The organism is Virgibacillus proomii, from assembly GCF_900162615.1.
In the GTDB taxonomy this organism is placed as follows: domain Bacteria; phylum Bacillota; class Bacilli; order Bacillales; family Amphibacillaceae; genus Virgibacillus; species Virgibacillus proomii.
The window spans coordinates 148,540-163,283 of sequence record NZ_FUFN01000008.1; the positions used below are offsets into that span (position 1 = coordinate 148,540).

The following is a 14,744-nucleotide window of genomic DNA, read 5'->3' on the forward strand; positions in this document are numbered from 1 at the left end:
TAACCATCTACTCATTCACAAGCAAGCGTCTTTACCGAGGAACACGATAAAATGAACCTTCATTCAGTAGGAGTTTTCTTCCATCTCCTACTGAATGTTAGTACCACAAGGGTATGACCTAAAGGCCCTTGAACGAATCGGGCATTTAGGTGCCGTTTTCTCCCACTTAGACCTTTTGTATCAACTCAAGGCTCTTGAAGTGGGAGTCTTACGGCACCTTACATGCGGGATAAATGCAACGTGGACAAAGGTAAGCTTAAACGTGGGCGTTGTCATACTCGTACACTTCAAACATTTAAATACTCTAACTATGTCGAACTAACTTTCAAGCAAAAATTTTATCTTTTTAACATATGAAGAAATAATGGGTAATGCAAACCCATATGCATAGATAATGTCTTAGTTGCACCTGTACTTAAACATTTCATTTTTATCCGACGATTATCCTTCATGCTAAAATCAAAAAAAGCAGGTTTCATGACCTGCTTTTTTTGATTTATTCACTTAGCATTTTTTCCAATTGTTGCAGCTTCTCATCAAATACTTGTAAAGCATCCAATATTGGTTGTTTTGAGCTCATATCTACTCCGGCTTTTTTCAAAACTTCAATCGGATAATCACTGCTTCCTGCTTTTAGAAAATCGATATATTTTTCTACTGCACCATCTTTTTTGTCTAATATTTGTTGTGCTAATGCTGTTGCAGCAGAATAACCAGTTGCATATTGATATACGTAATAATTGTAATAAAAATGAGGTATTCTTGCCCATTCCAGACCAATTTCTTGATCGGAAACAACTTCTTCCCCATAATACTTTTTATTTAAGTCATAGTAAATTTCTGTTAGTTTTTCTGCTGTTAAAGCTTCTCCTTGCTGTTGCTTTAAGTGAATTGTATGCTCAAATTCAGCAAACATCGTTTGACGGAAGACAGTACCTCTAAACCCTTCTAAAAAGTGATTAAGTAAGTATAGTCTTTGTTTTTCATCCTCTAGGTTATTTAATAAATAATCATTTAGCAGTGCTTCATTACAGGTGGAAGCTACCTCTGCTACAAAAATCGAATAATTTCCGTAACGGAACGGTTGATTCTTTCTTGTATAGTAACTATGAACAGAATGTCCAAGCTCATGTGCTAATGTAAACGTATCATTAACGTTATTTTGCCAATTTAACAAAATATAAGGGTTTGTACCATATGAGCCTGAAGAATAAGCTCCACTTCGTTTCCCTTTATTTTCCTCAACATCAATCCAACGACCTTCATATGCTTTTTTAATAACACTTAAATAGTCATTACCTAATGGAGCAAGTCCCTTTAGTACATAGTCTTGAGCTTTTTCATACGTGATTTTCATATCGACATCTTGGACTAAAGGTGTGTATAAGTCATACATATGCAATTCTTTTAACCCAAGTACCTTCTTACGAAGTTTAATATAACGATGCAGTAGTGGCAACTTTTCATTCACAGCTTTCACCAAATGGTCATAAACTTCTTCCGGAATATTATTATTATCTAATGCTGCTTGTCTTGCGGAATCATAATTTCTTATTTTAGCAAAAAAATTATCTTTTTTAATATTTCCGCTTAGTGTAGAAGCAAAGGTATGTTGAAATTTGCCATATGTTTCATACACCGCTTTAAAAGCCGCTTGACGTACAGAACGATCCTTTGATTCCATAAAACGGATATACCGGCCGTGAGTGACCTCCACTTCTTCACCATTCTCATCTTTAATTATTGGAAAAGTAAGATCTGCATTATTAAGCATGCTAAATGTTTGCGCAGTGGCCCCCATTGGTTCTGAGGCTTCTGCAAGTATAGCTTCTTCACGCTCACTTAAAATATGCGGGCGTTGCCTTGTAATCTCATCTAATGTTTTTTGATAACCTTGCAAACCTTGTTCTTCTTTTATAAAGCTATTTAGCTTAGCTTCATCTATGGATAAAATTTCAGGAACAATATAACTCATCTTACTTGAGGCAACGGTAAGAATACTTTCAGCTTGAGCATTTAGCCGTTGATAAAATGAATTAGTCGTATCTTGGTCATAGCGCATGTGCGCATATGTAAAGAGCTTTCCCAATCGTTCTGACAGATGATCTTGGAGCTGTAACACTTCATAAAGATTTTCAGCACTTTCACCTAATTTACCTTGGTATTGCTCGATTTTCGGGATTTCCTCTTGTAACTTAGCCATTTCCTGTTCCCATGCCTCATCCGTTTCAAAAATATCTTCCAACTTCCATGTTAATTCAACTGGGATTTCTTCACGTTTTGGCAAAACTTTTTTATTTGTTGACAAAGTAAAATCCTCCTTTTTCTTTAAAACGAATAAAACTATGATGTTCTCTCTAAACGTATAGGTTCAAAAAGGACCGAAAAGTTTAACTTGCTTAGCTTCAACAAGCGAATTCGAGGCTATTACGGAAACATGCAGTCCAAGGCGAGTAGTCAATTAAAAAAACTTGCTAGCGACAAGCATAGTACAAATGATCGGCTAATTACACTTGGTACAGCTTTGCCATTCAAATATCCACTTACGTCTTGCTTTAGCGATAGTGTCTTTTTGATGTATAAAGAAATTCGCTTTATCGTTTGTAACGAACCTTTGAACCAATTTAAAAAGAACTTTTGCTATTTAGTATATCGTATTGTTAAGGAAACATGCTTTTATTTTGCTTTTGTAATTGTCGAAGTACCTCTTTATCTGCAGCAATTGCTTCCTCGATAGTTGTTGGAAAGTCAATATCGCTTAGTTTAATGAATGTCATAGCAGATATTTTTTTTACTATTTTAAGCTGGCTGAGAATTCGTAAATATTGATAAAGCGGATCACTTAATTCAGAAACTTGATAGGTTAATGAGAAATCCTTTTGTTGATACATTTCATTTCGCAATGAACGATGGTGAAGTTGAATGATTTCTCCATTTTGTCTTGGGATAAATCTTTCTATCACCCATTTGCTTTGCCAATTCCAAAGTGGAACTCGCATCATATATTGCGAGCTAATTGGTAAATGAATGATCGACGGAAGTGAGTGAAGATGTAATCGTTTTTCATATAGCCATCGATGCCAGTTTAATTCTCGCTTGGATAATCGTCCTCTTTGTTTTGTTCGAAAAGAGTGTTTTTCTTTATGCCATATGGAATATAACTCCTTACTACTAAACGCTTTTTCATGAAATAACTGAATAAACGACACTTGGCTGAGTTTATAGTCAGTTATTTTTCCCAATATCATACGATTTGTTACCATATATAAATCCTGAACTGTAATTAACCTGGAGGTGTATGGACAGAAAAAGAAAATCAGAGGAGATGATGTTGGAGAAAATTGATGAATTAAAGATTGGATAAATGAAGAAATATGCAGTTTATATCGGCTTTTTCTTTGAAAATATTTCGCACCAATAATCCAAATGGGAAAAATACTTAGCGAACGATACCCATCATTTCTTGCTTTTATAACAGCTGGTGAAATGGGGCTACATTGATACTCAATAGCTATTCTTTTTCTTCCGATTATAAGCAATATATCAGGCCGTTGACGAATCGTTTGTATAAATGGCTCTAACTTAACGGACAATTGCTGATGTAGTAACCATCTGTATAACATCATCTTTCCTTGATCATGATATATGCTTTCACCTCTACTTATAGAGTCACATGTTTTTATAGAATAATGAACAAAGTGAGGTATAACTCTTTTCCCTGAACGAAGGTACACTTTCCCCTTGCAAACTGGACAAATAAAGTTATGTTTATTGGTTTTCAACTTCTCTATTTCTTGAACAGATTTATTAAACAATATGACCTTCTGCCCATTTTGGTTTATGGCTTGTAACACAACTAACACCTCCGCTAAAATTTTACTGTGAAAAAAATAACATTTCGTTTACTCCTTGTCCTATTTTATTAGAAAGACTTGGCTTGTCGCCAAGTCTTTAGCGAAAGCTATCGTTTTTCTTATACGATAAAGCCTAAAGTATTATACTTTCCTATAGTACTAAAAAGAACATTTTTGAACAAGGAAAGTCAGCCTTTGACTTTTTATCTAATCCTCTAATAGTAATATTGTGATATTTAAATGTATTGGATTTTATAAGCAATTTTGGAGTATTCTTTACTAAAAGGAGATGAAAAAGTGATGATGTTACCATCTGAAGCAAACAAGAGTAGGAAAGTAAAATAAATATTGTGAATTGTAGATAAACCAACGTTAATTGAGATTTAAAATACTTACAACACTCATTAATCTAACTTATAACTGTTTTCACTTTTATCCATGTGGAGCCCATTTTGAGCTGGTTACTCGTCAAGGATAATTAATAAATATGACGAGGTAAATAAACAGCTTATCTATTAGTATTCGACAAGAAATCGTGGTATCCCTTCTTTTCTAGCATTTTTTTGCAGAAATTAAAATAACAATATGTAGGAGATTTCATTGTAGGCTAGCTATCGATCCAACATTATGAGTTGTACTGGGGACTTAATGATTTTAAAATTCCAACATACGGCACCTTATATGCGGGATAAAGAAAACATGCCTCTAAAACAGGAGGTGCCGATGTTGGACCGTAAGCCCGTTTATAGTCGATATTCCTTTAGATTCGAGCCGTTGTTGACTTATTGTAGGAAGAAGGTGAAGTTTGCTAGCAGCACGAGCACTTAAGCTAGACAAAACGACGATGCTATTTTCAAAAAAGATATCCGCATGGAGAAACAAATGTCTTTTCCTAAATAATAAAAAAGACACTCTTTTAGAGTGCCTATACATGGACAGGGAAGTATTTTCTAACCTGGGCAAACGTATCATTCTTAAAAATTTTCTTTCCGTATTCCTCAAGTACATGAATCGTAATATCCGAATCATTTCCAAATTCGAATACTTTACTTATGATGTTTTCTTGTTCTTCTTCTTCTAGTTCCTCTTCAGAAAACTCAATATATAAATAGTAGGTATCGTCAAAATGATAGAGCGTTTCTCTTATACCTATATGATAGTCTGTAAAATAATGACTTAATTGGATAACATCTTCAAAATCGTTGAAATCTGCAATAATCCATAGTTTGTCGTCATCATCCTGCATTTCTTCTTCATGCTTATCAAATTTGTCTTCTAACATATTTTCTATTTTCTTGTCCATCGGAAAATCAACTGTATTTCCATCCTCCGTTTGTAACTCTAAATTATCTCCATTTTTAGAAATCTGAGCTTTGGTCACAATAATTTCAAGTCCTTTTTCCAAGGCTTGTACTTGAATCCATAATGGGCCATCGACATTAAAATCTTCCTTATAATTCACTTCATCCATCATTTGCCAAAATAATTGTTCACTGCGTTCCCGATTATACCAGATTTCTTCCCGTTCAAAACCACGATCTTCAATATCCATATATGAGATATAAAATTTTACTGTATTTTCGTTTATTCTCTCGATTTCCATGTTTTTTCTCCCCCTTCTTATATAGGTAGGTGGAAGATACAGCTTCACCACATATATAACTTATAATATAGATACCCTGTTTTTTTTTTAACTAATCTCGATTTTGTTGCATGATCGGATTAAGCTAAACTCCCATTTAAAACCTCATTATCTATAAACTGATTACTATCCATATTGTATGATAGTAACCATGAATTTGGAAATATATATGCCTATTTAATTAGTAACATATTTTAACCTATATTTAAAGTTTTGTCACGCCACTTTTGTGACGATTTTTTTAAAATAATATGATATGTGTTAATACTGCCTTTCAAAGCTGAAAATCGTTTATTAGAAAGACTTGCCTTGTCGCCAAGTATTTATGGCGAAAGCTATCGTTTTTCTTATATTATAAAGCCTAAAGTTTTATACCATCCTATAGTACAAAAATTACAAATTTTTCATTTAAAAAACACAGATCAAATATACGATCTGTGTTTTTTATAATTGTTGTTCTTTATAAAGCTGGATAGATTAAAATATGTCAACACCAAAACTTTTTGGAGGTTTATATTAATTAACCATTCGCTGTGCTTCTCGTAACTGAAATGTACGTACCGTTCGTGGAAGGAAACGTCGAATTTCGTCCTCATTATAGCCAACTTGCAGGCGTTTTTCATCTAAAATAATTGGTCTTCTTAACAATCCTGGATTTTGTTGGATTAACTTAAAAAGATCCTTCATCGGCAATTGATCAATATTAACATCCAATTTTTGAAAAACTTTTGATCGGGTTGAAATAATCTCATCCGTACCATCTTCAGTCATACGTAAAATTTCCTTTATCTCATCCAACGTTAACGGTTCAGAAAATATATTACGTTCCTTAAACGGTATATCATGTTCTTCCAACCATGCTTTTGCTTTTCTACACGATGTACAACTTGGTGAGGTATAAAGTGTAACCATTAAAACTTCACTCCTCAATCTAATGTATATTTAGTTTATTTCATAAACTTTGAATGACTTATTAAATTAAAATAAGTTTAATTTACCCTATATGTAATTATACTACAATTGTCAAGTGAAAGGTAGAGGATATTTGAGAAAAGTTGTGATTTTTATGCTTGTTCATGAAATAATTTTTTACGCTTATAAGTAAATTACCCATATTAATTTTTATTTAAACATGTTATTTGAAAAAATAAATGCATTACTTTTTTATTTGCAATTCTTTTATCAAAAGATTTATTGATAACGATAGTCAATTTCCCGTGAAATATGGACACTCTGATTTTTCTAAAAAAAATTTAAAAAAACTCTTGCTTTTATTTTCTTTACCAATTATGATAATTCACATAACTTATCATGTTAGGTTTCCTGACACAGGAAGGGGGGATTTCATGAAGAAAATTAAAGCAATTATTAGGCCTGAAAAGTTTCAATCACTTCGAAAAGCTTTATCAAAGGCAGGAGTTGGTGGATTAACCATCACCGAAGCAGCGGGAACCGGAAAACAAAAAGGCAAAGAAGGTCTGTTTCGCGGTACAGCATTTCAAGTTCAATTACTCCCTAAAATAAAAATTGAAATAGTTGTTGAAGAACAAAAGGTAGAAGAGATTATTAAATTAATCATTACACATTGTAATACAGGAAATATTGGCGATGGAAAAATTTTTGTATCCCCCATCGAACAAACAATTAGAATCAGAACTGGTGAAAAAGGGAAAAAATCTGTTTTATAAATAAGGAGGATGATCATGTTAAGGAAATGCTTATTTCTTATTTTACTCACTTGCTTTATTACCTTTCCTGTATATGCTGCTCCAACGACTGCTTCTCTGGAAACATCGATTAACTTAGTCTGGGTAATGCTTGGCGCTATTTTAGTGTTTTTTATGCACGCTGGATTTGCAATGGTTGAAGTAGGCTTTACACGGGCAAAAAATTCGTTAAATATTTTGATGAAAAATCTCTTCACTATTTGTATTGGATCATTATTGTTCTACTTTGTAGGTTATGGACTTATGTTTGGTACTTCAAGTAGTTCATTTATTGGTACAAACAGTTTTATGTTAAATAATGTGGAGGATATTGGATTTTTTATCTTTCAAGCAATGTTTGTTGCAACATGTGCTACAATCATTTCCGGAGCTGTTGCAGAGCGAATCAAATTAAGTGTCTATCTCTTCATTGTAATTGCGATGACCGCTTTTATTTATCCTGTTGTTGGTCACTGGGTTTGGCAAGGAAATGGCTGGTTAACAGATTTAGGCTTTGTTGATTTTGCCGGTTCAACTGTTGTTCATTTAACTGGTGCAACAGGTGCACTTATCGCTGTCTTATTGTTAGGACCACGACTTGGTAAATATTCAGAAAATAAAATAAATGTTATTCAAGGTCATAATATTCCAATTGCTGCTTTAGGTGTATTTATTCTCTGGTTAGGCTGGTTCGGTTTTAATGGGGGCAGCTCAATGGATGCAGACCCAGCTATTGTTCCTTCAGTTATTGGAACAACTTTATTATCTACCTCAGCTTCACTCGTCACCTCCTCATTTTATTCCAAGCTGCGATTTAAACGAGTCGACGCTTCTTTGTCATTGAACGGCGTACTTGGCGGCTTAGTCGGAATTACTGCTGGATGTGCAGAAATATCACTTACTGGCTCTATTATTGTTGGTGTCATAATTATTCTAGTCGAAGGCATTCATTTTTTAGATACAAAATTACAAGTAGATGATCCAGTTGGAGCAATTACTGTTCATGGAATATGCGGTATTTGGGGAACGCTGTCTGTTGGCTTATTTTCTACATCAACTGGTTTGTTTTATGGTCATGGTATAGCGCAGTTAGGAGTTCAGGCTATGGGGGTAATTGCTGTAATTATATGGACAATGACAGTTATGGGAGTTCTCTTATCTATCGTAAGCAGAATTACTTCCTTACGTGTATCCAAAGAAGAAGAAATTGCCGGCCTTGATTTTACAGAACATGGTTCAAATGCCTACGAATTTAAAGAAGCATTTTTTTCTACTGATGAAGAACCTTTTAGTCATGGCTTACGTTTAGCTGAACGGTTGAACAATCTCCCCAAATCAGAAGAAGCTAGTTAGTTAATTGGAATATTATTACTTTGAAAAACAGCAAAGCCCTTATATGAAGGGGCTTTGCTGTTAACGGTTATCATTACGATCTTAAATCATCTAATATATGAACATCTCTATTTTCATCATACGTTAGCACGTCATCTACATGTTGATAGAATTGACCATATACTTCTTTATCTTTATACGTATAAATATCCTTATACATTTGTGTCATTTGTTCATACATAAAATCCTCTTGTTCATCGTTCGGTGACCAGTATAAAATTTCCATTTGTGTATGTTTATTTGTGGCTAAAGATCTTCTGCGGTAATCAATCGACTGAGCATGTGTAAAATCTTCCCGTTGTAGAAATGAAGACGTTTTTTGGTATCAGTATCTTCATAGTCTACAGGTTCTACTTCCAAGATAATTGGCTTGTTTTTCTTCTTTAATTTCTTAATTAGCAAATGTACAAATTCTTGTCCTCTTGCTTTTGCTGACACCCATAAATAATCGATAAAGATAAAAATAAAAGAATCAAACTCTGCAAACATTACAACATGTAAGTCACTTTCATCTTTATAGTAGAACATCACTTTTTCATCTAAAAGCATCTCCATATGTTCTCTTATTTCATTTCTTCAATGGGAAAATATTACTTTAACTTCTCATACCAATTCATAGATTTACTCCTTATTCTTCAGGAAGGAGAGCGAAGTTTTCTACGCTTGAGCGCCTAAGCTAGACATGCTACTTTTCAAAAAAGCTATCCACCTTGTAGAAGCAGATATAATTTCCCACAAAAACAAAAAGAAGCCTGTCATCACTATATGACAAACTTCCTTTTAGATTTATGTTATTCACTAAGCCCTACTTTATAATCTACGTTTTCCGTATAAACATTTGCCGCATTCCAAAGTAGGAACTCATGAATATCGTTTTCATACAATGCTTTAATTTGTGCCTCTACTTCTGCCTTACCATATTGCTTTGGTGCACCAGAATATAACCAAGGAGCTTCAAAGTCCTGAATCCATGGTCTAGAAACTGGAGAATCCTCTAATTTACCTAATACTTCATTTTCTACTTTTGCATATTCGCTAACTAACTTATACGGCTCCGTATCAGGATTTTCAATGCCAAAGTAAGAAGTCCAATGACTTGGATATATCATCGAAGAAATAATGTCAACATTACTTGCAATTTTTGAGAAGTTCTGCCCTATGCCAGGCGTTTCTTCTATAGTTGCTGCGTAGCCAAATATGTCGACCGAAACATCGACATCGTAGTTAGACAATTCTTCACGAGCATACTTTACAAAGTCTGTTACTGCTTGTACTCGCTTCTTGACATCATCCATTTCTATATCTTTATAGTCGCCTAAACCATAGTCCAATTCTTTATCCCTTGTTTCAAAGCCTTCCGGAAATCGAACATAATCAAATTGAATTTCCTGAAAGCCCATTTCTGCTGCCTTTTTCCCGATCTGCACATTATATTCCCATACTTCTTTTTCAAATGGATTAACGAATGCCTCCCCTTTTCCATTCACCCAAACTTGCCCGTTTTTGGTAAAAGAGAGATCTGGGCGTTTTTTAGCTAAAACAGAATCTTTAAATACTACGACTCTAGCAATCGGATAAATTCCTTTTTCTTCAAGCTCCTGCATCATTTTCTTTGGATTTTTTATGTATTTTTTTGCCATATCCTCATATGGCGACCCCTTTTCCGGAGTAAATGTTAAATACCCATTATCCTCTTTAATATCAATTACCATTGTATTTAAGTCAGTATTCTCTATTAACTTAACAAGCGATTTAAATTTGCTTCCCCCAGCAGAGTGCCCGGTTACATAAATTCCACGCACAGCGTCTGGATATTCAAAGTTATAATCGGATGTATAAACAAAACGCTTTAGTTTATCATCCAGTGATTTTAAACTAAGTTGACGTTCCTGATGCAAACCTGCCGTCACTGTTTTATCATTTGCACTTACAATAACTGGTACATTTAACAAAACAATGCTCAGTATTGCTAATAACAGAATTCGCTTTCTCATCATAACCTATCAATCCCCATTTTTTAATTATGAATCTAGTATAAAGGATAATATGTCATTATGAAATGGATTTTATCGTTTTTTGCCGAAAAATAGATACGATTTCCTAGATTATGTGCAGAATGAATGATTACTCTACTAGTAGCACAATGTATTCATTTTTGTTGTTTTTAAACAGCCCCTATTATGCAAAGAGAAAAAGTTTGGTCTATAATATATGTAGATTCATAAGAAAGGAAGTTTTCTTTATGACAAACAACAAAATTAAACTCACCTCTCTCACTTCAAAAGGAGGATGCGGTTGTAAAATTGGTCCTGCAGATCTAGCAGAAATTATGAGAGAGTTACCACCAGCAACTCCAAATCCAAATTTACTTGTTGGTTTACATACTAGTGATGACGCTGGTGTCTATCGAATTAATGATGATACAGCTTTAGTTCAAACCGTTGATTTTTTTACCCCAATTGTAGATGACCCATATTCATTTGGACAAATTGCTGCTGCTAATGCAATTAGTGATATTTACGCAATGGGCGGAACACCAATTACCGCACTAAATATTGTTGCCTTTCCAGTCTCTACCTTGAATAAACAAATCTTAACAGATATATTGCGTGGAGCCGGAGATAAATTGAAAGAAGCTGATGTCACGTTAGTTGGCGGTCATTCCATTGATGATAAAGAGCCAAAGTTTGGTCTCGCTGTAACCGGAATTGTACATCCTAATAAAGTAAGAACAAACGGTGGAGCTCGTGTTGGGGATAAGTTAATTCTGACAAAACCAATCGGTGTAGGTATCTTGACAACCTCTATCAAACGAAATTTACTAACAAAAGAAGAAATTGATCAAGTCACAAATGTAATGGCTACATTAAATAGAACGGCAGCTGAAGTCATGCAAAATTATCAAGTGCATGCATGTACGGATGTTACCGGTTTTGGCTTATTAGGACATGCCTCCGAAATGGCAAAAGCAAGTAATGTTAGTCTGCATATTTATCATAAACAAGTTCCTAAACTACCGAGAGTAAGATCATTAGCGGAATCAGGAGCTATACCGGGTGGAACGAAAAATAACTTTTCCCATGTGTTCTCCGATGTTTCTTTTCCTGATACAATGGATAAAATCGATCAATTAATCTTGTGTGATGCCGTTACATCTGGGGGATTGCTTATGGCTGTAGCGAATGAAGAAGCCGATGATCTGCTTGCAGAACTAAAAAAATCGGGAGTACATGCTTCTGTTATTGGAGAGACAACTGACGCATCAGTCGGACATATTTACGTGGATGAATGACTTAATAGTTATTAAAATTACTTTCTTTGCTCATACTAATTACCAGTATAGATAGTGTCTAAAGCCTAAGAGTGAAATAGTTTCCTATTATAAAAACATCCCTGAAGTAATTATGTTTGTTTTAAATAAATCCATCTTTGTGAAAAGATTTCATTCCGTATGAGGGCTATTCATTTCCATGGATGGTGATTGAACGTAGCATGAAAATGTGTCCCCTTCAACTTAAATTTCTTGGTGTACTTAACGAATTAACGGGAATTCATGTTGGCTTTACTACAAATTAGTATTCAGAAAGGTGGCAGGACATTGATTCAAGATATTTCTATCGAAGAATTACGGTCGGTAAAACAAATAGAAAAATGGAACCTTATTGATGTACGATCACCATCAGAATATCAGAATGCCACCATCCCTGGCAGTATTAATATTCCTTTTTTTAATGATACAGAAAGAAGAGAAGTGGGAACTTTATATAAACAGGTTAGCCCACAGGCAGCAAAAGAAAAGGGATTAGAACTTATTTCTAAAAAACTCCCCGATTTTGTAAAAGAGTTTGCCAAGATAGATGGCGAGAAAGTCATATTTTGTTGGCGTGGTGGCATGCGTAGTAAAACGTCTGCCACCGTTCTTGACTTAATGGGGATAAAAGTTTATCGCTTAAATGGAGGTTACCGTAGTTATCGGAATTGGGTCGTAAAAACAATACAGACATTAAATTGGGAATCAGAAGCTTGTGTATTAAACGGACATACCGGATCAGGAAAAACTACCATACTAAAAAAGCTAGCTAGTTTTCATTATCCAGTCATCGATCTCGAAGCAATGGCAAACCACCGAGGTTCTATATTTGGTCAAATTGGTTTAAAACCCCATAATCAAAAAACATTTGATGCATTATTAATCGAACAAATTGACAAATTAAAGCATACCCCATTTGTACTAATTGAAGGCGAAAGCAAACGAATTGGCCGAATCCTTTTACCGGATTTTCTGTTAGACAAAAAGGAAAGAGGAACACAATTTATTATCGATGTACCAATTGAAGAACGAACAAAACAAATCATCGAAGATTATCAGCCATGGAAACATGAAGTAGCCTGCTTGGAAGCATTTAAACGGATTAAGAAACGAATTCATACACCTATTGCAAATCAGATTGAGACGGACTTGCAATTAGGAAGATATGATTCCGCTGTCCGGCTGTTACTCGAATACTATTACGACCCGCTTTATGATTATACAACGGAACAAATACCAGAAGATAGAAAGATAACGATTAAAGCTAATAATATAGAAGAGGCTTATCACTTATTGAAAACGCAAATTGACAGTAAATGGAGTATAATAAAAAGTAAATAAGCCATCATATGAACTTTATTTTATTTTTAAGTGAAGAAAAACTGGATTCCGCATTATTGCTGAATGAGACAGAATATCTAAATAAAGGCATCTTTGCTTCTTGATGCTTGCAATTTACAGTTAAGATTTATATAATAAAACAAAATTAATATGTTTGGCGATGACAAAGATATAGTACAATTGCCCGCTGGTTTATAGAGAGCTTGTGGCTGGTGAAAACAAGTACCAAGGTTAATTGGAAGTGGACTTTCGAGCTAATTTTATATTTGAAAGTGACCTTACTGGCTGTTTGTAAGGTAATCAGGGTGGCACCGCGGTTCAATCGTCCCTATTTATTGGATGGTTGGGCCTTTTTGTATGAAATAATAAATTTGGAGTGAGTAAGATGAAAACAATCTTTTCAGGAATTCAACCTAGTGGTACATTAACGCTTGGAAATTATCTAGGTGCACTAAAGCACTTTACGGAACTTCAGGATGATCATAACTGTTTTTTTTGCATTGTAGATGAGCATGCAATCACTGTTCCACAGGATCGGTTAAAGCTTAGAAACAATATTCGCTCATTGGCAGCACTTTACTTGGCATCGGGGATCGATCCGGAAAAATCAACTTTATTTATCCAATCCGAAGTCCCGGCTCATACCCAATTGGGCTGGATGTTACAATCCATTAGCTATATGGGTGAGCTAGAAAGAATGACACAGTTTAAAGATAAATCAGCTGAAAAAGAAACAGCCATCTCCTCAAGCCTGTTAACGTACCCAGTTTTAATGGCTGCAGATATCTTATTATATCAAGCCGATATTGTACCTGTTGGAGAAGATCAAAAACAGCATTTAGAATTAACAAGGAATTTAGCTGAACGTTTTAATAACAAATATAATGACATCTTTACAATTCCAGAAGCTAGCATTCCAAAAGTAGGCGCTCGAATCATGTCCTTACAGAACCCATTGAAAAAAATGAGTAAGTCAGACGAAAATGAAAAAGCCTTTATTTCCATGCTAGATGATCCGAAGAAAATTGAAAAGAAAATCAAAAGTGCTGTCACCGACTCAGACGGTGTTGTAAAATATGATAAAGAGAATAAACTAGGAGTATCAAACCTGCTTGTCATTCATTCCATTTGCTCTGGGGAATCCATCGAAGAACTGGAAGTTAGATATGCAGGTAAAGGCTACGGAGAATTTAAACAAGGAGTAGCAAAAGCAGTTATTGATATTTTAAAACCTATTCAAGATAAATACAATGCATTAATTCATTCAGATGAGCTTGATGATATTTTAGACAGAGGGGCGGAAAAAGCTGCTCCCATTGCCAATCGCACATTAGTCAAAGCTAAAAAAGCAATGGGTCTAGGTCGAGTTAAAAAGAAAAAAGGACAAGAATAAAAGCGAAAGCGCTCGGTTACCGACACAGAAACGGCAAAGCTTCTGACGAGATAAAAAGAAACTTCATTCAAGGGTTACTTAAGTTAAACAATCATATTTCAAAAAA

10 protein-coding genes, 1 pseudogene and 1 other annotated feature are annotated in these 14,744 nt (G+C 34.6%); of the genes and pseudogenes, 5 read left to right on the top strand and 6 right to left on the bottom strand.

What is annotated here, in order from left to right:
- Nucleotides 1-496 precede the first annotated feature (496 nt).
- The 4 genes from pepF to spxA all read right to left on the bottom strand — a co-directional run bounded on the left by pepF (nucleotide 497) and on the right by spxA (nucleotide 6,408).
- A complete protein-coding gene (pepF, locus tag BN1066_RS01670) occupies nucleotides 497-2,308 on the bottom strand; it encodes an oligoendopeptidase F (RefSeq protein WP_077317791.1) in 1,812 nt (603 codons plus the stop codon).
- Nucleotides 2,309-2,660: 352 nt separating this feature from the next.
- Nucleotides 2,661-3,854, bottom strand: a complete 1,194-nt coding sequence (locus BN1066_RS01675; protein ID WP_179104262.1) for a competence protein CoiA — start codon at nucleotides 3,852-3,854, stop codon at nucleotides 2,661-2,663.
- A gap of 925 nt (nucleotides 3,855-4,779) precedes the next feature.
- Complete coding sequence (mecA, locus tag BN1066_RS01680) at nucleotides 4,780-5,457, bottom strand: adaptor protein MecA (RefSeq protein ID WP_077317793.1); 678 nt, start codon at nucleotides 5,455-5,457, stop codon at nucleotides 4,780-4,782.
- Nucleotides 5,458-6,012: 555 nt separating this feature from the next.
- Nucleotides 6,013-6,408 (bottom strand): transcriptional regulator SpxA, encoded by a 396-nt coding sequence (spxA, locus tag BN1066_RS01685; protein ID WP_077317794.1) that lies wholly within the window; start codon nucleotides 6,406-6,408, stop codon nucleotides 6,013-6,015.
- Between the two features lie 434 nt (nucleotides 6,409-6,842).
- Between spxA and BN1066_RS01690 the strand changes: the two genes are divergently transcribed.
- Together BN1066_RS01690 and BN1066_RS01695 are read left to right on the top strand one after the other, a co-directional pair.
- Nucleotides 6,843-7,184, top strand: a complete 342-nt coding sequence (locus tag BN1066_RS01690) for a P-II family nitrogen regulator (RefSeq protein WP_077317795.1) — start codon at nucleotides 6,843-6,845, stop codon at nucleotides 7,182-7,184.
- A gap of 15 nt (nucleotides 7,185-7,199) precedes the next feature.
- Nucleotides 7,200-8,555 (top strand): ammonium transporter, encoded by a 1,356-nt coding sequence (locus BN1066_RS01695; protein WP_077317796.1) that lies wholly within the window; start codon nucleotides 7,200-7,202, stop codon nucleotides 8,553-8,555.
- A gap of 73 nt (nucleotides 8,556-8,628) precedes the next feature.
- On the opposite strand, the pseudogene BN1066_RS01700 reads toward BN1066_RS01695, so the two are convergent.
- Nucleotides 8,629-9,166: pseudogene (locus BN1066_RS01700) on the bottom strand (GNAT family N-acetyltransferase).
- Between the two features lie 219 nt (nucleotides 9,167-9,385).
- Nucleotides 9,386-10,588, bottom strand: a complete 1,203-nt coding sequence (locus BN1066_RS01705; RefSeq protein ID WP_077317969.1) for a putative glycoside hydrolase — start codon at nucleotides 10,586-10,588, stop codon at nucleotides 9,386-9,388.
- 248 nt (nucleotides 10,589-10,836) lie between these two features.
- On the opposite strand from BN1066_RS01705, the gene selD reads away from it, so the two are divergent.
- The 3 genes from selD (at nucleotide 10,837) to trpS (ending at nucleotide 14,638) form a co-directional block, all read left to right on the top strand.
- Nucleotides 10,837-11,886, top strand: coding sequence for a selenide, water dikinase SelD (gene selD, locus BN1066_RS01710; protein WP_077317797.1), 1,050 nt, complete (start codon nucleotides 10,837-10,839; stop codon nucleotides 11,884-11,886).
- Nucleotides 11,887-12,192: 306 nt separating this feature from the next.
- Nucleotides 12,193-13,245 (top strand): tRNA 2-selenouridine(34) synthase MnmH, encoded by a 1,053-nt coding sequence (mnmH, locus tag BN1066_RS01715; protein ID WP_077317798.1) that lies wholly within the window; start codon nucleotides 12,193-12,195, stop codon nucleotides 13,243-13,245.
- 151 nt (nucleotides 13,246-13,396) lie between these two features.
- Nucleotides 13,397-13,578, top strand: a binding site (T-box leader).
- Between the two features lie 52 nt (nucleotides 13,579-13,630).
- Nucleotides 13,631-14,638: a tryptophan--tRNA ligase gene (trpS, locus tag BN1066_RS01720; RefSeq protein ID WP_077317799.1), complete on the top strand. Its 1,008-nt coding sequence runs from the start codon at nucleotides 13,631-13,633 to the stop codon at nucleotides 14,636-14,638.
- Nucleotides 14,639-14,744: the final 106 nt, after the last annotated feature.